20 protein-coding genes are annotated in these 18,561 nt (G+C 73.3%); 13 read left to right on the top strand and 7 right to left on the bottom strand.

What is annotated here, in order from left to right:
* The first annotated feature begins 365 nt into the window (after window positions 1-365).
* From ACIQPQ_RS04075 to ACIQPQ_RS04100, 6 genes are all read left to right on the top strand, one after another.
* Window positions 366-1,121, top strand: coding sequence for a metallophosphoesterase (locus ACIQPQ_RS04075; protein WP_401299642.1), 756 nt, complete (start codon window positions 366-368; stop codon window positions 1,119-1,121).
* A gap of 159 nt (window positions 1,122-1,280) precedes the next feature.
* Entirely contained in the window at window positions 1,281-1,718 is a 438-nt protein-coding gene (locus ACIQPQ_RS04080; protein WP_383780395.1) for an SRPBCC family protein, read from the top strand.
* 148 nt (window positions 1,719-1,866) lie between these two features.
* Window positions 1,867-3,042 (top strand): ArsA family ATPase, encoded by a 1,176-nt coding sequence (locus ACIQPQ_RS04085; protein ID WP_401299366.1) that lies wholly within the window; start codon window positions 1,867-1,869, stop codon window positions 3,040-3,042.
* 57 nt (window positions 3,043-3,099) lie between these two features.
* The gene (locus ACIQPQ_RS04090) at window positions 3,100-3,612 is read left to right on the top strand and encodes a DUF5304 domain-containing protein (protein ID WP_401299368.1); all 513 of its coding nucleotides are present in this window, start codon (window positions 3,100-3,102) and stop codon (window positions 3,610-3,612) included.
* Window positions 3,613-3,665: 53 nt separating this feature from the next.
* Window positions 3,666-4,619 (top strand): ROK family glucokinase, encoded by a 954-nt coding sequence (locus tag ACIQPQ_RS04095; RefSeq protein ID WP_383780403.1) that lies wholly within the window; start codon window positions 3,666-3,668, stop codon window positions 4,617-4,619.
* A gap of 192 nt (window positions 4,620-4,811) precedes the next feature.
* Window positions 4,812-5,564 (top strand): endonuclease/exonuclease/phosphatase family protein, encoded by a 753-nt coding sequence (locus ACIQPQ_RS04100; protein WP_401299371.1) that lies wholly within the window; start codon window positions 4,812-4,814, stop codon window positions 5,562-5,564.
* 55 nt (window positions 5,565-5,619) lie between these two features.
* On the opposite strand, the gene ACIQPQ_RS04105 is transcribed toward ACIQPQ_RS04100, so the two are convergent.
* On the bottom strand, window positions 5,620-6,387 hold the full coding sequence (locus tag ACIQPQ_RS04105) for a hypothetical protein (RefSeq protein WP_401299374.1): 768 nt from the start codon (window positions 6,385-6,387) through the stop codon (window positions 5,620-5,622).
* Complete coding sequence (locus ACIQPQ_RS04110; protein WP_383780409.1) at window positions 6,380-7,168, bottom strand: alpha/beta hydrolase; 789 nt, start codon at window positions 7,166-7,168, stop codon at window positions 6,380-6,382. The genes ACIQPQ_RS04105 and ACIQPQ_RS04110 overlap by 8 nt, the downstream gene beginning before the upstream one ends.
* Window positions 7,169-7,397: 229 nt before the next feature.
* Between ACIQPQ_RS04110 and ACIQPQ_RS04115 the strand changes: the two genes are divergently transcribed.
* From ACIQPQ_RS04115 to ACIQPQ_RS04130, 4 genes are all read left to right on the top strand, one after another.
* Complete coding sequence (locus ACIQPQ_RS04115) at window positions 7,398-8,258, top strand: lysophospholipid acyltransferase family protein (protein ID WP_401299645.1); 861 nt, start codon at window positions 7,398-7,400, stop codon at window positions 8,256-8,258.
* Window positions 8,259-8,331: 73 nt separating this feature from the next.
* Window positions 8,332-9,615 carry a MacS family sensor histidine kinase gene (macS, locus tag ACIQPQ_RS04120; RefSeq protein ID WP_401299377.1) on the top strand — a complete coding sequence of 428 codons (1,284 nt, stop codon included), beginning with the start codon at window positions 8,332-8,334 and terminating at the stop codon, window positions 9,613-9,615.
* Window positions 9,612-10,319 (top strand): response regulator, encoded by a 708-nt coding sequence (locus ACIQPQ_RS04125; RefSeq protein ID WP_401299380.1) that lies wholly within the window; start codon window positions 9,612-9,614, stop codon window positions 10,317-10,319. The genes macS and ACIQPQ_RS04125 overlap by 4 nt, the downstream gene beginning before the upstream one ends.
* Window positions 10,320-10,445: 126 nt before the next feature.
* Window positions 10,446-11,474, top strand: a complete 1,029-nt coding sequence (locus ACIQPQ_RS04130) for a 6-phosphofructokinase (RefSeq protein ID WP_401299382.1) — start codon at window positions 10,446-10,448, stop codon at window positions 11,472-11,474.
* A gap of 75 nt (window positions 11,475-11,549) precedes the next feature.
* Here ACIQPQ_RS04130 and ACIQPQ_RS04135 read toward each other — a convergent pair whose 3' ends face one another.
* Both ACIQPQ_RS04135 and ACIQPQ_RS04140 read right to left on the bottom strand, forming a co-directional pair.
* Window positions 11,550-13,469 carry an anthranilate synthase family protein gene (locus ACIQPQ_RS04135; protein WP_401299385.1) on the bottom strand — a complete coding sequence of 640 codons (1,920 nt, stop codon included), beginning with the start codon at window positions 13,467-13,469 and terminating at the stop codon, window positions 11,550-11,552.
* A 93-nt stretch (window positions 13,470-13,562) separates the two neighbouring features.
* Window positions 13,563-13,628, bottom strand: coding sequence for a trp operon leader peptide (locus ACIQPQ_RS04140; protein WP_383780347.1), 66 nt, complete (start codon window positions 13,626-13,628; stop codon window positions 13,563-13,565).
* Between the two features lie 111 nt (window positions 13,629-13,739).
* On the opposite strand from ACIQPQ_RS04140, the gene ACIQPQ_RS04145 reads away from it, so the two are divergent.
* Together ACIQPQ_RS04145 and ACIQPQ_RS04150 are read left to right on the top strand one after the other, a co-directional pair.
* Window positions 13,740-15,092 carry a class II 3-deoxy-7-phosphoheptulonate synthase gene (locus ACIQPQ_RS04145; protein WP_401299388.1) on the top strand — a complete coding sequence of 451 codons (1,353 nt, stop codon included), beginning with the start codon at window positions 13,740-13,742 and terminating at the stop codon, window positions 15,090-15,092.
* 193 nt (window positions 15,093-15,285) lie between these two features.
* Window positions 15,286-15,537, top strand: coding sequence for a bacterioferritin-associated ferredoxin (locus tag ACIQPQ_RS04150; protein WP_401299391.1), 252 nt, complete (start codon window positions 15,286-15,288; stop codon window positions 15,535-15,537).
* Window positions 15,538-15,574: 37 nt separating this feature from the next.
* Here the strand turns inward: ACIQPQ_RS04150 and bfr are convergent, their stop codons facing one another.
* Entirely contained in the window at window positions 15,575-16,054 is a 480-nt protein-coding gene (gene bfr / locus ACIQPQ_RS04155) for a bacterioferritin (RefSeq protein WP_383780333.1), read from the bottom strand.
* A gap of 213 nt (window positions 16,055-16,267) precedes the next feature.
* On the opposite strand from bfr, the gene ACIQPQ_RS04160 reads away from it, so the two are divergent.
* Complete coding sequence (locus ACIQPQ_RS04160; protein ID WP_401299395.1) at window positions 16,268-16,900, top strand: sulfite oxidase-like oxidoreductase; 633 nt, start codon at window positions 16,268-16,270, stop codon at window positions 16,898-16,900.
* Between the two features lie 36 nt (window positions 16,901-16,936).
* Here the strand turns inward: ACIQPQ_RS04160 and ACIQPQ_RS04165 are convergent, their stop codons facing one another.
* Window positions 16,937-17,485, bottom strand: coding sequence for a DUF4396 domain-containing protein (locus ACIQPQ_RS04165; protein WP_401299397.1), 549 nt, complete (start codon window positions 17,483-17,485; stop codon window positions 16,937-16,939).
* A gap of 90 nt (window positions 17,486-17,575) precedes the next feature.
* Window positions 17,576-18,502 carry a deoxyribonuclease IV gene (locus tag ACIQPQ_RS04170; protein WP_401299648.1) on the bottom strand — a complete coding sequence of 309 codons (927 nt, stop codon included), beginning with the start codon at window positions 18,500-18,502 and terminating at the stop codon, window positions 17,576-17,578.
* Window positions 18,503-18,561 lie beyond the last annotated feature (59 nt).

The following is an 18,561-nucleotide window of genomic DNA, read 5'->3' on the forward strand; positions in this document are numbered from 1 at the left end:
GCCGGCGCCACGACGTTGTGTGATGCGACGGTGCGGTCCAAGGCTCGGTCAGATGCTCGGGCGTTCAGTGGCCGAAACCCTGAAGCACTGAGCACGACTGGACTGCCCGGACGTTACCCGCCGGTATCGGTCTCCGACAGGGGGTCCCGGCGAGATGTTCGCTGCGTCACACAGATGGGTGTTCCACCGCGTACGGTAGTCGACCCGCGAAGTGACCGGCCAGTAACCCCGGGGGCGCCGGGCCACCGCCGGGCCTCCCTGTTCACCCGCCTCCTACCGACCTACCCTTGATCGCCATGGCACCCACACCGCCCGCGCCCGCCGGCCCGCCCGCGGGGCCCGCGCGTCCCCGCACCCGCGTCCACGTGGTCAGCGACGTGCACGGCAACGCGCGCGACCTGGCCTGCGCGGGCGAGGGCGCGGACGCCCTGATCTGCCTCGGCGACCTGGTCCTCTTCCTCGACTACGCCGACCACTCCCGCGGCATCTTCCCCGACCTCTTCGGCGAGGAGAACGCCGACCGCCTCGTCGCCCTGCGCACCGCCCGCCGCTTCACCGAGGCCCGCGAGCTGGGCGCCCGCCTGTGGGGCGGCGTCGACGGGGACCGCGCCGCGGTGATCGAGCAAGCCGTGCGCAAGCAGTACGCCGAGCTGTTCGCCGCCTTCCCGGACCCGACGTACGCCACCTACGGCAATGTCGACATGCCCGCCCTGTGGTCCGAGTACGCCGGACCCGGCACCACCGTCCTCGACGGCCAGCGCGTCGAGATCGGCGGCCGGGTCTTCGGCTTCGTCGGCGGCGGCCTGCGCACCCCGATGCGCACCCCGTTCGAGATCAGCGACGAGGAGTACGCGGCGAAGATCGAGGCCGTCGGCGAGGTCGACGTCCTGTGCACCCACATCCCGCCCGAGGTCCCCGAACTCGTCTACGACACCGTCGCCCGCCGCTTCGAACGCGGCAGCCTCGCCCTCCTCGACGCCATCCGCCGCACCCGCCCCCGCTACGCCCTCTTCGGCCACGTCCACCAGCCCCTGGTCCGGCGGATGCGGATCGGCGCCACCGAGTGCGTCAACGTCGGGCACTTCGCGGGCACCGGGAAGCCGTGGGCACTGGAGTGGTGAGACCGGGGCGGCAGCGGTGCCCCGCGGCGCCGGGCCGCCCTCGGCGTCAAGACAGCAGGTCGGCGCGCGGTAGCCTTCACGCTGCACCCGCGTGCGCCCGCTCGCGCACCCCGTGCTCTCGGATCTCTTGAGCGGCCCGCGTCTGGAGGAGCCACCACGATGGCGGAATACACCAGTTCGAGCATCACCATCGAGGCGGCACCCGCCGAGGTCATGGCGGTCATCGCCGACTTCGCCCGGTACCCGGACTGGACCGGCGAGGTGAAGGAGGCCGAGGTCCTCGCCTCCGACGCCGCCGGCCGCGCCGAGCAGGTGCGTCTGGTCATGGACGCCGGCGCGATCAAGGACGACCAGACCCTCGCCTACACCTGGACCGGCGCCAACGAGGTCTCCTGGACCCTCGTCAAGTCCCAGATGCTCCGCTCCCTCGACGGCTCCTACCTCCTCAAGCCCGCCGGCGCGGGCGGCACCGAGGTCACCTACCAGCTCACCGTCGACGTCAAGATCCCCATGCTCGGCATGATCAAGCGCAAGGCGGAGAAGGTCATCATCGACCGCGCCCTGGCCGGCCTGAAGAAGCGCGTCGAGTCCCACTAGCCTCTTTCGCGGCCCGTCCGGCGTTCGAGGACGAGGCCCGTTCAGGCCGAAGCGGGGGCGTGGGGGCGGCAGCCCCCGCCCGCCCGCACGAGGCGACGGCACCCCTCCACCCGGGCCCGCACCCCCCGCTCGACTACCGTTCACCCCCATGCGCACCCTCCTGATCACCGGTCCGGGCGGCACCGGCCGCACCACGGTCGCCGCGGCCACCGCCCACCTGGCGGCAGCGTCCGGCACCCGGACCCTCGTGCTCAGCGCCGACCGCACCGACACCCTCGGTGCCGCGCTCGGCGTCCCCACCGGCCCCGCCCCCGTGCGGGCCGCGCCCGGCCTCACCGCCTGGCGTCCGGACGCCACCGCCGGGTTCCGCGACGACCTCACCGGCTTCCAGGACCGCGCGACCACCGTCCTCGACCTGCTCGGCGCGGCCCGCCTCGACCCCGAGGAGGTCACCCCGCTGCCCGGCGCCGAGGAACTGACCCTGCTGCGCGCCCTGCGCGACGCCGCCCTCGCCGAACGCCACGACCTCCTCGTCGTCGACCTGCCCCCCACCCCACAGGCCCTCGCCCTGCTCGCCCTCCCCGAGGAACTGCGCCGCTACCTGCGCCGTCTGCTGCCCCCGGAACGCCAGGCCGCCCGCGCCCTGCGCCCTGTCCTCGGCCGCCTCGCCGGGGTCCCCATGCCCGCCGAGTGGCTGTACGAGACGGCCGCCCGCTGGGACGGCGAACTCGCCGCCGTCGAGGCCGTCCTCGCCGACCGCGCCACCGCCGTACGCCTCGTCGCCGAACCGGGTCCGGCCGGGGCCGACGCGGTCCGTGACGCCCGGCTCGGCCTCGCCCTGCGCGGTCTGCCCGTCGAGGCGCTGGTCGCCAACCGGGTGCTGCCCGAGGAGGCGGACGGCGGCTGGTCGGCCCGCCCCTACGCGCAGCAGCGCAAGTTCCTCGACGAGTGGCCCGACGCCCGGCCCGTCGCCCACCTCGGCCACGACCCCCGCGGCACCGACGACCTCACCGCCCTCGCCGTACCCGCCGCCGGGGCCACCGGCCCGGTCGCCTGGCCCGTCACCGGCGGCCCCACCAGCGCCCCGGACGGTGCCGAGGTCCCCCTGTACGAGTGGCGCATCCCGCTCCCCGGCGCCGTACGCGACACCCTCGACCTCGTGCGCCGCGGCGACGAACTCGTCGTCACCGCCGGGCCGTTCCGCCGGATCGTGCCGCTGCCGTCCGCGCTGCGCCGCTGCACCGTGCAGGGCGCCGGGCTGCGCGACGGCGAGCTGCGCGTGCGGTTCGCGCCCGATCCCGCGCTGTGGCCGCGCACCCGCTGAACACGTCTGCGCCGTTCGGGTAACGTCGTAGGGACGAACCGTAGTCAGGAGTCCGTCATGAGCGAACAGCGCCCTCCGGGGGAAGCGGGTGCGGAGCAGGCCTTCGACGCCGATGCCTGGGCGACCGCCTGCGCCGAGGACCTGGCGGCCGAGAAGGCCCGCCGCCGCGCGGAGCACGGCGCGCCGCAGGCCTCGGCCGCCGAGGAACTGCGCAAGCTCGTCGACACCGTCGCCGACCGGCTCTCCGGCCTCCAGTCGCCGCTCCTCGGCGCCGTCGCCGGGCCCGCCGCCCAGCAGATGGTCCGTCAGGTCGTGCAGCAGGCCAAGGCGGCCGTCGAGCCGGTGATCGAGCGCAACCCGGACGTCTTCGACCATCTCGCCGCCGCGGGCGGCGAGATCCTCGCCGCCTACCGCTCCGCGGTCCAGCAGCAGGAGCAGCGCTGGACCGCCCGCGCGAGCGATCCGGGCCCCGGCACCGGCGGCCCCGCGGCCCCCGACGGCACCGCCCCGGACGCCCCGCGCGACGACGACGGAGGCACCGGCCCCGGCCAACGCATCGACTTGGACTGACCGCCCTCGGGTACGGTTGGCCGTAGCGGGGCTCGACCGAAACTGAGGGATTCATGGGACTCACCATCGGCGTCGACATCGGCGGCACGAAGATCGCGGCCGGCGTGGTCGACGAGGAAGGCAACATCCTCTCGACCTTCAAGGTGCCGACCCCGGGCACGCCCGAGGGCATCGTGGACGCCATCGCCTCGGCCGTGGAGGGCGCCCGCGCCGGGCACGACATCGTCGGCGTCGGCATCGGCGCCGCCGGATACGTCAACCGGCAGCGTTCCACGGTCTATTTCGCGCCCAACATCGACTGGCGCAACGAACCGCTCAAGGAGAAGGTCGAGGCGCGCGTCGGCCTCCCCGTCGTGGTGGAGAACGACGCCAACGCCGCGGCCTGGGGCGAGTACCGCTTCGGCGCGGGCAAGGGCCACCGCAACGTCATCTGCATCACGCTCGGCACCGGCCTCGGCGGCGGCATCATCATCGGCAACAAGCTGCGCCGCGGACACTTCGGCGTGGCCGCCGAGTTCGGCCACATCCGGATGGTCCCGGACGGCCTGCTGTGCGGCTGCGGCTCGCAGGGCTGCTGGGAGCAGTACGCCTCCGGCCGCGCCCTCGTGAGATACGCCAAGCAGCGCGCCAACGCCACCCCCGAGCGGGCCGAGGTCCTGCTCGGACTGGGCGACGGCAGCCCCGACGGCATCGAGGGCAAGCACATCTCCATGGCCGCCCGCCAGGGCGACCCGGTGGCCGTCGACTCGTACCGCGAACTGGCCCGTTGGGCCGGGGCCGGGCTCGCCGACCTCGCCTCCCTCTTCGACCCGTCCGCCTTCATCGTCGGCGGCGGCCTCTCCGACGAGGGCGACCTGGTCCTGGACCCGATCCGCAAGTCGTACAAGCGCTGGCTGGTCGGCGGCAACTGGCGCCCGGTCGCCGACGTCATCGCCGCCCAGCTCGGCAACAAGGCGGGCATGGTCGGCGCGGCGGACCTCGCCCGCGAGCCCGACCCGATCATGTAGCCGCACTGGTCCGGCCACCCGGCCACCTGGCTACCCGGTCACCTGGTCACCTGGTCACCTGGTCACCACCGACGGTCCCCCGCGCCTCCCGAGGCACGGGGGACCGTCCGGTTCCCGGGCCCGACCGCCGGGCGCGACCCGGGCACCGTCCTGCGCGACACGGGCACCGCCCCGCGTGGCTATCGTGACCGCATGGTGACGCCTCTTCCCGCCTCCCGCACCGAAGCCGACGGTTCGGCCGTCCTCCGGGTCCTCAGCTACAACGTCCGCTCGCTCCAGGACGACACCGACGCCCTCGCCCGGGTCATCACCGCCTGCGCGCCCGATCTCGTCCTCGTCCAGGAGGCGCCGCGGTTCTTCCGCTGGCGCAAGAAGCTCGCCCGGCTGGCCGCCGCCTCCGGGCAGGTGATCCTCACCGGCGGTGCCACCGCCGCGGGCCCCGCCGTGCTGTGCTCGCTGCGGGCCACCGTCGAACGCACCGAGGACGTCCTCCTGCCGCTCGTCCCGGGACAGCACCGGCGCGGCTTCGCCACCGCCGTGGTCCGCTTCGGCGGCGCCCGCCTCGGCGTCCTCAGCTGCCATCTCAGCCTGCGCGCCGACGAGCGCCACGACCAGGCCGGGATGCTCCTCGACCGGCTGGCCGGGCTGGGCACGGAGCACGCGATCGCGGGCGGCGACCTCAACGAGCGCCCCGGCGGACGCGCCTTCACCCGCCTCACCACCGGCCTCCAGGACTGCCGGGCCACCGCGCCCTGGGGCGACGGCGACCTCACCTTCCCGGCGAGCGGCGCCGACCGCCGTATCGACGCCCTCCTCGCCACCAAGGGCGTCGAGGTCCTCGGCTGCGGCGTCCCGCTCGACCTGCCGGGCGTCACCTCCGAGGACCTCAGGACCGCCACCGACCACCTGCCCCTGCTGGCGGCGATCCGCGTCCCGGCGAGCTAGGTCAGACCTGTTCCAAGAAGCGTTCCGGGCGGCCCGCACCGGGCCGCCCGGCCCCTCAGACCACCGCGCCCCGCCCCGGATCGCCGTCGTTCTCCTCGTCGTCCGGGCCCATGCGGGCCACGAGCGTGGCGAAGCCGCCGAGGAAGCCGCCGATGGCGAGGGTCCCGAGCCACCAGGTCATGTCCCAGCCGAGCACCACCGTCAGCAGCAGCAGGATCGGCCCGCCGATCACGCCGAGCCAGGCGAACTTCGCCGTCGTGTCGGCGGGCGGCAGCGGCGGCGGCTCCGGCGGCACGAAGTGGCCCTCGTCGTCCGCGTCGAGGTCTTCCTCGGCCGGTTCCGGCGGCGAGTAGTCGCGCGGCCCGACCCCCGGTGCGAAAGACACCGAGCCGCCCAGCGGCTGCGCGGGCGCCTTCTCCGCGTCGGGTTCGGCGACCTTCTCGGGTGCCTCGGGCACGTCGGGCGCCTTGGGCACGGCCGCGGGGTCCGCCGCCGCGGTGCCGGGCGCGCCCGCGTGGCCGGTCGTCGGCGCCCCGGGCCCGGACGGGCCGTCGTTGGGCTCCGCCTCCAGGAGGGCGAGGTCCTCGACCGACTTGAACGGCTTGGCGCCCGGCGGGTCGGCGGGCTCCTCCCCGTACGCCGCGACGATCGCCTCCCACGCGGCCGCCTCGTCGAAGGGCACGCTCTGCTCCTCCGGCTCGCGGCCGTGACCGCCCTCGCGTCCGCGGGCGCCGTCCCGCCCGCCGCGGCCCTCCCCGCCCTCCGTACCTTCCGCGCCCTCCCGCTCGTCACGGTCCTCGCGGTCGGAGTCGTGCTCAGCCACCTGCCGTCGTCCCTTCCTTGCCGACACTGGGTGCGAGCCGGCCGATGAACGCGAGGCTCTCCTCGAAGATCCGGTCCGCGTCGTGGTCCAACGTCGCCACGTGGTAGCTCTGTTCCAGCAGGACCTCGGTCACGTCCGTGGACGACACCCGTCCGAGGACGCGGGCGGAGTCGGCGGCCGGCACCACATGGTCCCGCACGCTGCGCAGGAGCAGCAGCGGCTGGGTCACCTGGGGGAGTTCGCCGTCGGTCAGCGACAGGAACCTCCGCAGGGAGTGCGCCGCGTGCAGCGGCACCCGCTCGTATCCGGTCTCCAGGACGCCCTCCTCGGCGATGTCGCTCACGATGCCCTTCGACGACCGTACGAGATGGCGGGCGACGGGGAGGGCGCGGGCGGCGAGTCCGTGCACCCGGTTCGCCGGGTTGACGACGATCACGCCCTCGACGCCGTCGGCCCCCTCGCCGTGCCGCGCGGCGAGCCGCAGCGCCAGCGTCCCGCCCATCGACAGCCCCGCCACGAACACCCGCGCGCACCGGCCGCGCAGCGCGCGCAGCTCCCGCTCGACCTCGGCGTACCAGTCCTGCCAGCCGGTGAGCGCCAGGTCCTCCCAGCGGGTGCCGTGGCCCGGCAGCAGAGGCAGCGCGACGGTCAGGCCGTGCCCGGCGAGATACCGCGCCCAGGGGCGCAGCGACTGGGGGGAGCCGGTGAAGCCGTGGCAGAGGAGGACGCCGACCTCCCCGCCCTCGTGGTGATACGGCTCGGCTCCAGGAACGACCGGCACCTCGGTCTCCTGTCTTCCGTCTTCTCTTCCGTCGTGTGACGTCTGAACTCTTGACGTCCGAACTTCTTGTTTCTGGCCTGTTGTCCGTTTTCCTCGTCGCGTCGAGGGACGTCTGTTTCACCGTACGCGACCGCACTGACACCGACCAGGGTCGTCGGGGCCTTTGGGGCGACTCCGGGTTAAGGTCTGAGCGACACCTACAGGAGGCACTCGGTTGTTGTACGGCGCGATGAAGGTCTCCATCGGGGGGCCGCTGAAGGTGATCTTCAGGCCCTGGGTGGAAGGTCTGGAGAACGTCCCCGCCGACGGGGCCGCCATCCTGGCGAGCAACCACCTCTCCTTCTCGGACTCCTTCTTCCTGCCCGCCGTCCTCGACCGCAAGGTCACCTTCATCGCCAAGGCCGAGTACTTCACCACGCCCGGTGTGAAGGGTCGTCTGACGGCGGCGTTCTTCAAGGGCGTCGGACAGCTCCCGGTGGACCGCTCGGGCGCGCGCGGCGCGGGCGAGGCGGCGATTCGCAGCGGCATGGAGGTGCTGGAGCGGGGTGAGCTGTTCGGCATCTACCCGGAGGGCACCCGTTCGCCCGACGGCCGCCTCTACCGCGGCAAGCCCGGCGGCCTCGCGCGCATGGCGCTCGCCAGCGGCGCGCCCGTCATCCCGGTCGCGATGATCGACACCGAGAAGATCCAGCCGCCCGGCCAGGTGATGCCGAAGGTGATGCGGCCCGGCATCCGCATCGGCCGCCCGCTGGACTTCAGCCGCTACGAGGGCATGGACCACGACCGCTTCGTGCTGCGCGCGCTGACCGACGAGGTCATGTACGAGATCATGAAGCTCTCCGGCCAGGAGTACGTCGACATGTACGCGACGGCCGCCAAGCGGCAGATCGCGGACGCGGCGAAGGCCGACAAGGAGGCCGAGAAGGCCGAGAAGGCGGCGAAGGCCGCCCTGGCCCAGGCCGAGAAGGACCAGGAGAAGAAGGAACAGGCCGAGAAGGACCAGGAGAAGAAGGAACAGGCCGAGCAGAAGCAGGCCGCGCAGGAGCAGGACGGGCAGGAGCAGGACGGGCCCGAGGGGTCCGCGCCCTAGCGGGGGCGCCCCTGGGCCGAGGGGGGCCGGGGGATCACGGGAACACGCGGGACACGGGGGGCACGGGGAACACATGGCCAGGCGCGAGAGAGTCATGAGGATGTCGGTCGAGCTGCCGCTGTGGCGCGCGCTCACCGCCTACCGGGTGCTGACCATGCTGTACGCGGTCGGCCTGTTCGCCTCCGCGTACGACGACTACGACCGGCCCGGCCTCGCCGTCGCCTACTACGCCGTCCTCGCCGTCTGGACGCTCGCCACCCTGCCCCGCGTGCAGAACGCGACCGCCTGCACCAAGCCGTTCCTGGCGGCGGACCTCACCGTCGCGCTCTCCGGCATCCTGCTGACCCCGCTGGTCGTCAGCGAGGCGCACATCCAGGACGGCGGCCCGACCCTCCCGTCGATCTGGACCGCCGGCGCGGTCCTCGCCTACGCCATCAAGGGCGGCTGGCGCTGGGCCGCGTTCGCCTCCACCCCGGTCGCCGTCGCCAACCTCCTGGAGCGCGGCCACCCGGCCCGCGACACCGTCCACAACGTGATCCTCGTCTGGGTCGCCTCCATCGCCATCGGCTACGTCGTCGAGGTCGCCCGCGCCTCCGAGCGCACCCTCGCCCGCGCGCTGGAGATCGAGGCGGCGACCCGCGAGCGGGAGCGCCTGGCCCGGGACATCCACGACAGCGTGCTCCAGGTGCTGGCGATGGTGCAGCGCCGGGGCGCGGTCCTCGGCGGGGAGGCGGCCGAGCTGGGCCGGATGGCGGGCGAGCAGGAGGTCGCGCTGCGCACCCTGGTCTCCGGCGGCCTGGTCCCGGTCTCCCGCGTCTCCGAGGACGCCGCCGACGGCGCCCTGGTCCGGGTGGTCGACATCCCCGACGCCGACGAGGACGACGACGCGGACGGCGCCCCGGTCGACCTGCGGTCCCTGCTCGCGCCGTACGCCGCCGCCCGGGTCGCGCTGTCCGAGCCCGGCGCGCCCGTCCCGCTGCCCGCCCACGCGGCCCGTGAGGTGGCCGCCGCCGTGGGCGCCGCGCTGGACAACGTACGGCGGCACGCGGGGGAGTCGGCGCGGGCCTGGATCCTGGTGGAGGACGAGCCGGACCAGGTCGTCGTGACCGTACGGGACGACGGGCCGGGCATTCCCGAGGGGCGGCTCGCGCAGGCCGAGGGGGAGGGGCGGCTCGGGGCCGCCCAGTCCATCCGGGGGCGGCTGCGCGACCTGGGCGGCGGCGCCGCGTGGGTGTCGACGCCGGGGCAGGGCACGGAGGTCGAACTGACCGTGCCCAAGGAGCAGTCGACGACGGACCGGAAGAACCGGAAGAACCAGCAGCAGGACGCGAAGCGGGGGAAGGCGGGAACGCGATGAGCACCGGGGAGACGACGGGCGGCGCGGCCGACGGCGGGCGGCGCCCGATCCGGGTCATGGTGGTCGACGACCACCCGATGTGGCGCGACGCCGTCGCCCGCGACCTGGCCGAGGCGGGCTTCGACGTCGTCGCCACCGCGGGCGACGGCGAACAGGCGGTACGCCGGGCGCGGGCCGCCGCCCCCGAGGTCCTGGTGCTGGACCTCAACCTGCCCGCCAAGCCGGGCGTCCAGGTGTGCAAGGAGGTCGTGGCGGCCGACCCGGCGCTGCGGGTGCTGGTGCTGTCCGCGAGCGGGGAGCACGCCGACGTCCTGGAGGCCGTGAAGTCGGGGGCCACCGGCTATCTGCTGAAGTCGGCGTCCACGGAGGAACTCCTCGACGCGGTCCGCCGTACCGCCGTCGGCGACCCGGTGTTCACGCCGGGCCTCGCCGGACTGGTCCTCGGCGAGTACCGGCGGCTGGCCGCCGAGCCCGCGCCCGCCGGCGGCACCGACGAACCCGACGCGCCCCGGCTCACCGACCGGGAGACCGAGGTGCTGCGGCTGGTCGCCAAGGGCCTCAGCTACAAGCAGATCGCCGAACGCCTCGTCATCTCCCACCGCACCGTCCAGAACCACGTGCAGAACACCCTGGGCAAACTCCAGCTCCACAACCGGGTGGAACTCGTGCGGTACGCGATAGAGCGCGGCCTCGACGACGAGTAGACCCGGCCGACTGCCCCCACGTTCACGGGAATTGTGCCGCCCGACCGTACCGGTGTGACCTGAGTCACCCTTACCGTGGGACTTCGTCAGGATGCGTCACGCGACCACCGGCGAAGGGACACGTCCATGCGCGTCGGAGTACTGACCGGGGGCGGCGACTGCCCCGGCCTGAACGCGGTGATCCGGGCCGTCGTCCGCAAGGGCGTCCAGGAGTACGGCCACGAGTTCCTCGGCTACCGCGACGGCTGGCGCGGGCCCCTCGAACAGCGCTCGACCCGGCTGAACCTCCCCGCCGTCCGGGGCATCCTGCCCCGCGGCGGCACCATCATCGGCTCCTCGCGCACCAACCCCTTCCAGGTGGAGAACGGCGTCCGCCGCCTCCGCGAGACCCTCCGACGGCAGCGCGTCGACGCCCTGATCACCATCGGAGGCGAGGACACCCTCGGTGTCGCCGCCCGGCTCGGCGACGAGTACGGGGTCCCCTGCGTGGGCGTGCCGAAGACCATCGACAACGACCTGTCCGCCACCGACTACACCTTCGGCTTCGACACCGCCGTCAACATCGCCACCGAGGCCATCGACCGCCTCCACACCACCGCCGAGTCCCACATGCGGGTCCTGGTCGTGGAGGTGATGGGCCGTCACGCGGGCTGGATCGCCCTGCACGCGGGCCTCGCGGGCGGCGCCAACGTCGTCCTCATCCCCGAGCAGCGCTTCGACGTCGAGCAGGTCTGCGGCTGGGTCACCTCCCGCTTCCGCGCCTCGTACGCCCCGATCGTCGTCGTCGCCGAGGGCGCCATGCCGAAGGACGGCGACGTGGTCCTCAAGGACGAGACCCTGGACGCCTTCGGGCACGTCCGGCTCTCCGGTGTCGGGGAGTGGCTGGCCCGCGAGATAGAGAAGCGCACCGGCAACGAGGCCCGCACCACCGTCCTCGGCCACGTCCAGCGCGGCGGCACCCCCAGCGCCTTCGACCGCTGGCTCGCCACCCGCTTCGGCCTGCACGCCATCGACGCCGTCCACGAGGGCGCCTTCGGCACCATGGTCGCCCTGCGCGGCACCGACATCGTCCGCGTCCCCCTCGCGGAAGCCACGGCCCGCCTCAAGACGGTCGACCCCCGGCTGTACGCGGAGGCGGGCGTCTTCTTCGGCTGACACCCCGCCCCGCCCGAACGGCGGTGCCGCGCGCCCCGGCTCCCCGCAGCACGCGGCACCGCCCGCCCCACCCCGCTACCGCGCGGACCGCCGCCCGGCGAACGCCCCGGACCCGGACCCCGTCCCGGTCCCCGCGCCCCGCAGCCCGGCCGCCAGTTCCCGGACCACCGCCACCCCGTCCAGCGTCAGCACCGACTCCGGATGGAACTGGACGCCCGCGAAGCCGGGGCCGCGCAGGGCGTGGACCTCGCCGTTCGCGGCGCGGCTCACCTCGACGCCGTGCGCGGTCAGTTCCTGCCGGGCGTCGTCGTCGCAGTGCGCCACGTAGCTGTTGTAGAACCCGACGGTCTCCGGCCGCCCGAAGAAGTCGACCACCGTCTGCGCCCCCTGGTACGGCACCTCCTTGCGGACGAGGTCCAGTCCCAGCTCCGCCGCGATCAGCTCGTGCCCGAGGCACACGCCGAGCACCCCGTGCCGGTGCTCGCGCAGCAACCGCGCGGTCAGCTCGCGCAGGAACCGCATCCGGGGATCGTCCGGGTCCCCGGGATCGCCCGGCCCCGGCCCCAGCACCACCGGACCGGCGTGCCCGAGCGCCGCCTCCCGCAGCCCCGGCTCGTCGTAGCGCCGGACGGTCACGTCCAGGCCCGTCGAGCGCAGCAGGTGGGCCAGCATCGCGGTGAAGGTGTCCTCGGCGTCGACGACGAGGGCGTGCCCGGTGAGGTCACCGGTCCGCTCCCGCATCCGCAGCCAGAACGGCGCCAGTGCCGCCCGCCGCCCGTCCAGCGCCGCCCGCACCCGCGGATCGTCGGCGAGCCGGGGCCGCGCGCCCTCGGCGGCGGGGCGGCCGGGGCGGACGCCGAGGGCCGCGAGGACGCCCGCCGCCTTCGCGTGGGTCTCGGCGACCTCGCCCGCCGGGTCCGAGCCGCGCACCAGGGTCGCCCCGACCGGCACCCGCAGCCGCCCGGCCGCGTCGATGTCGGCGGTCCGGATCAGGATGGGGGAGTCGAGGGTCTGGGCGCCGCCCGCGTCCCGGCCGAGCAGGGCCAGCGCGCCCGCGTAGTAGCCGCGCCCGCCGGACTCGTACCGTTCGATCACCCGGCAGGCGTTCTGCACCGGCGAGCCGGTGACCGTCGCCGCGAACATCGTCTCCCGCAGCACCTCCCGCACGTCCAGCGAGGACTTCCCGCGCAGCTCGTACTCGGTGTGCGCGAGGTGCGCCATCTCCTTCAGCCGCGGCCCCACCACCACCCCGCCCCGGTCGCCGACGGTGCACATCATCTTGAGTTCCTCGTCGACGACCATCGACAGCTCCTCGACCTCCTTGCCGTCGGCGAGGAACTGAAGCAGGTGCTCCGGGGTCGGCCCGTCGCCGGGATAGCGGTACGTCCCGCTGATCGGGTTCATGACGACCGTGCCGCCGCTCATCCGCACGTGCGCCTCCGGGCTCGCCCCGACCAGCGTCCGCTCCCCGGTGTGCACGACGAACGTCCAGTACGCGCCCCGCTCGCCCGCCAGCAGCCGCCGGAACAGGGCCAGCGCGTCGGCGCGGGAGAACCCGTCGATCCGGCCCTCGTAGGTCCGCCGGATCACGAAGTTGGCGCCCTCGCCGCGCCCGATCTCGTCCCGCAGCACCCGCCCGACGATCTCCGCGTACGCCGCGTCGGCCACGTCGAAGGCGCCGTCCTCGACGCGCACCGCGTGCGCGGGCAGCCGTTCCAGGGCGTCGGCGAGCGGGATCTCGTACCGCTCCTCGGGGATCAGCACCGTCAGCGGGGTGCCGTCGTCGCGGACGTCGAAGCCGCGCTCGCGGATCTGGCGGAACGGGACGAGCGCCAGGCACGTGTCCGGCAGGTCGGCCAGCCGTTCGCGGACGGCGACGGGGCCGATCAGCAGCTCGACGGTGCCGCCGTCGTGCCCGGGGCCCTCCCGGCGCAGCAGGGCGAAGGGGCGGGTGTCGTGCGCGAGGTCGGTCAGGGGATGCGGGTCGGGTGTCATGGGGCGGTCCTCCTCAGCGGGAGAGGAACGGCCCCGGACACACCGAAGGCCGCCCCTCGGGCGGCCTTCGCGAAGTGGTGCGTACGCGCAGAGTCAGTGGGCCGCCGGGTGAGCGGTCCACCACCAGTTCTGGTGGGTCTGGGTCGGATGCGCGAACATGCGGGGCACCCTACCCCATGCCCGCACGGGCCCCGCGCGTGTGACGCAGCGCGCGTCTCATCTGTCGAGCCGACGGAAAATCACTCGACACGACCCCGTAATGTGGGGTTCGTGACCGTGAACGCTAAGACCGGCGCGAGTGCCGGCAACACCTGGCGAGACCTGCCCGCGGCGCAGCAGCCCGAGTACCCCGACCCCGAGGCTCTGCGCGCAGTGATCGCGGACCTCGAGTCGTATCCGCCGCTCGTCTTCGCGGGCGAGTGCGACCAGCTGCGCGCCCGGCTCGCGTCCGTCGCCAAGGGCGAGGCGTTCCTCCTCCAGGGCGGCGACTGCGCCGAGGCCTTCGACGCGGTGTCCGCCGACCAGATCCGCAACAAGCTGAAGACGCTCCTCCAGATGGGCGCCGTCCTCACCTACGCGGCCTCGGTGCCGGTGGTGAAGGTCGGCCGGATCGCGGGCCAGTACTCCAAGCCGCGCTCCAAGCCGACCGAGACCCGCGACGGCGTGACCCTGCCGACCTACCGCGGCGACTCGGTCAACGGCTTCGACTTCAACGAGGCCGCCCGCATCCCGGACCCCGAGCGCCTGAAGCGGATGTACCACGCGTCCGCGTCCACGCTGAACCTGGTCCGCGCCTTCACCACCGGCGGCTACGCCGACCTGCGCCAGGTCCACGCCTGGAACCAGGACTTCGTGCGCTCCTCCCCGTCCGGCCAGCGCTACGAGCAGCTTGCCCGCGAGATCGACAACGCGCTCAACTTCATGCACGCCTGCGGGGCCGACCCGGAGGAGTTCAAGACGGTCGAGTTCTACGCCTCCCACGAGGCGCTGCTCCTCGACTACGAGTCCGCCCTCACCCGCGTCGACTCCCGCACCGGCCGGCTGTACGACGTCTCCGGGCACATGGTGTGGATCGGTGAGCGCACCCGGCAGCTGGACCACGCGCACATCGAGTTCGCGTCGCGCATCCGCAACCCGATCGGCATCAAGCTCGGCCCGACGACCACGGCCGAGGACGCGCTGGAGTACATCGAGCGCCTCGACCCCGACCGGGAGCCGGGCCGGCTGACCTTCATCGTCCGCATGGGCGCCGACAAGGTCCGCGACAAGCTGCCGGAGCTGGTGGAGAAGGTCACCGCCTCGGGCGCGACCGTCGCCTGGGTCACCGACCCGATGCACGGCAACACCTTCGAGGCGGCCTCCGGCCACAAGACGCGCCGCTTCGACGACGTGCTCGACGAGGTCAAGGGCTTCTTCGAGGTCCACAAGGCGCTCGGCACCCACCCGGGCGGCATCCACGTGGAGCTGACCGGCGACGACGTCACCGAGTGCGTGGGCGGCGGCGACGAGATCTTCGTCGACGACCTGCACCAGCGCTACGAGACGGCCTGCGACCCGCGCCTCAACCGCAGCCAGTCCCTCGACCTGGCCTTCCTCGTGGCCGAGATGTACCGGGACCAGTAGGGACAGCGGCCGCAGCGGGCACGGAAGCCCGTAGGGGCACCTGCGAAGGTTCACCTGTTACGCGCGCGTGACTGGGGCGCGGATCACATACGATCCGCGCCCCACAGCACTTTTACGGCCACTGCGGTCCGGGTAAGGTTAGGTTTGCCTCACCGAATTTCGGGGCGGCCCGTCCGACGATCCCGCCCGGGAGGTGAACCGCGTGTACGTCTGCAGTTGCTTCGGTGTCACCGAACAGCAGGTGCGCAAGCACGCGGCCGACGGCGCCTGCACGCCCCGCCAGATCGCCTCCGCCTGCAAGGCGGGCACGGACTGCGGTTCCTGCGTCCGGCGCATCCAGGCCATCCTCGGCCGCGGCGCCTGTCCGCGGCGCGATCTCGCCGACCAGGGGCAGCCGGTCCTCGCCGACCTCGCCGAGGCCGAGGAGTTCGAGGAAGCCGCCTGAGTCCGGGCGGTGTGCCGGGGGACGACCGGCCGCCGGATCAGCTCTCCGGCTGCTCGATCAGCTGCGCCAGGTAGAGCGCCTCACCGAGCTTCTCCAGCAGCTCCAGCTGGGTGTCGAGGTAGTCGATGTGGTGCTCCTCGTCCTCCAGGATCGACTCGAAGATGTTCGCGGACGTGATGTCGCCCTTCTCGCGCATCACCTTGATCCCGCGCTTGAGGCGGTCGATCGCCTCGACCTCGACCAGCCGGTCCGCCTCGAACATCTCCTTCACGGTCTGGCCCACGCGCACGTGGAACAGCCGCTGGTAGTTCGGCAGACCGTCCAGGAAGAGAATCCGGTCGGTGAGGACCTCGGCGTGCTTCATCTCGTCGAACGACTCGTGCCGGGTGTACTTCGCGAGCTTCGTCCAGCCGAAGTTCTCCTGCATCTTGGCGTGCAGGAAGTACTGGTTGATCGCGGTCAGCTCACCGGTGAGCTGCTCGTTGAGGAATTCGAGAACTTCGGGGTCGCCCTGCATCGCAGAGGCTCCTTCCACGGAATGGGGGTAGACGTCGGCCGGAGGGGGCTGCCGACGAACGGTCGGGGAGAGGCTGCCGCCGCATGATTTCACCGGTTCCGAAGATCGTCCAGTAAGTGCGTACTTAGTAAGTTAGGGCATGCTTAGTAGGAGTTGCCCGATTCGATGGGTGGTGGTCCGGCGCACCGCCCCGGGTCTGTCAGGATGGAAGGCATGCGTCATCCGGTGGAGAGCGAAACAGGAGAAGCGGCACGGTCCGAGCTTCCGCCGGGACAGCGACTTCAGCGCGGCTGGCCGGTCACCCACTACGGCCCGGTCCCCAAGTTCCGCTCCGAACGCTGGGAGTTCCGCGTCTTCGGCGCCACCGCGGACGGGGAGAAGCGGTGCTGGACCCACGAGGAGTTCACCGCCCTCCCGTACGCCACCGTCGTCGCCGACCTGCACTGCGTGACGAAGTTCAGCATGCTCGGCGCCGAGTGGGGCGGCGTGCCCGCCCGCACCCTGCTGCGGCACGCGCCGCCCGCGGACGACGTCACCCATGTGATGGTCTGGGCCGAGTACGGCTTCAGCTCCAACCTCCGGCTCGACGACTTCGCCGCCGAGCGGACCATCTTCGCCACCCACAAGGACGGCGAACTCCTCACCGCCGAGCACGGGTTCCCGCTCCGCCTGGTCGTCCCCCACCTCTACGCCTGGAAGGGACCCAAGTGGGTCCGGGGCGTGGAGTACATGACGGCCGACCGCCGCGGGTTCTGGGAGGAGCGGGGCTACCACAACATCGGCGACCCCTGGCGGGAGCAGCGCTACTCCTACCAGGAGGGGCCGGAGGACGGCCCCGAACTGTAGCCCGGGGCCGAGGGGTTCCGGCCGGTCGGCGCCCGCTCAGTGGTACGCGTGCACCACGGCGTGGCCCTTGCCGCGGCCGATCATCCACTTGTTGACCGGCGTGGTGAGCACGAACGCCACCGCCAGCGCGATCGCCAGCGCCGCCCAGAACAGGCCGTCGCCGAGCCCCGCGTCCATCGCGCCCGGCCAGAGCACGATCACCCCGTTGTCGACGAGTTCCATCACCGCGATCGACAGGGTGTCCGCGGCCAGCGCCACCCGTACGGCCGTGCGCAGGCCCACGCCCGCCCGCAGCACCCCGCGCAGGGTGAGCGCGTAGCCGAAGAAGAAGGCCAGGACGATCGCGAGGAGCAGGGTGGGGACGTTGCCCCAGCCGAGCGCCGTGCCGACGACCATGCCGAGCACCTCGCCGATGGCACAGCCGGTGAGGCAGTGCAGGGTGGCCTGGACGGCCGTCGACCACGAGCCGAGGGGGCCCGCGGACTGTTCCGCGCCGTGGTGGGCGTGCGCGCCGGGTGTGTCGTGCGCGGTGGGTCCGCCGGGCGCGCCGGGTGTGTGGTGGGAGTGGTGCGCCTCGTGCTGCATGGGTGCCCCCAGGGGTCGGACGGAGGTGCCAGGACCTTGCGACCAGGGGAACCACATACCCCTAGGGGGTATTCCCGGAGGGGGGTGTGGCTATCCCTCGCGGAGCTTCTTCAGCCGCTCCACGTCCGCCGCGTGTCCCTCCTTGCCGCCGGGCGTCTCGATGACCAGCGGGACGCCCGCCGTCGCCGGGTGCGTCATCAGCGCGCGGAACGGGTCCTCGCCGATGTGCCCGGAGCCGATGTTCTCGTGCCGGTCCTTGTGCGCGCCGACCGCCTCCTTGGAGTCGTTGGCGTGGATCAGCCGCAGCCGGCCCTCGCCGACGGTGTCCACCAGCAGATCCAGCGTCTGGTGCATCCCCGACGGGCCGGTCAGGTCGTGGCCCGCCGCGAAGATGTGGCAGGTGTCCAGGCAGACGCCCAGCTTCGGGTGGGCGTCCAGGGCCTCGAAGTACGGCCCGAAGTCCCAGGTCCGCGAGCAGAGCGACGACCCCTGCCCGGCCGTCGACTCCAGCAGCAGGAACGGGTCGTCGTCGTGGGTCAGCTCCTCCAGCAGCGGCAGCAGCCGCGCCCGGACCTGCCGCAGCGCCACCGCCCGCTCCCGCCCGCCGGTCGCGCTGCCCGTGTGCACCACCACCCCCAGCGCCCCGATCTCCCGCCCCCGGCGCAGCGAGTGCCGCAGCGACTCCACCGACCGGTCCACCGTCTCCTCGGTGTGCGAACCGAAGTTGATCAGATACGGCGCGTGCACGTACGCCGGGATCGCCCCCTCCGCGCACGCCTCCCGGAACGCCTCGTCCTGCGCCGGACTGCCCGCCGGGGTGGCCCAGCCGCGCGGGTTGGCGACGAAGACCTGCACCGCCTCCGCCCGGAGGTCACGGGCGTAGGACAGGCCGACCGAGTGCAGCCCGCCCGCCACCGGGACATGGCCGCCGACGGGGTTGCGGGTGGGGAAGGGCGACCCGGCGGCACGGGCCGGGGCGGGTGCGCCCGCCTGGGCCGGGACGGACGCGGGGGCCAGGGCGGTGGGGGGCTGCGAACTCACCCTTTCAGGGTGTCATGCCCCCCGCCGCCCGGTCG

Origin of the sequence: Streptomyces sp. NPDC091281, assembly GCF_044757425.1 — a bacterium.
Taxonomy (GTDB): Bacteria; Actinomycetota; Actinomycetes; order Streptomycetales; family Streptomycetaceae; genus Streptomyces.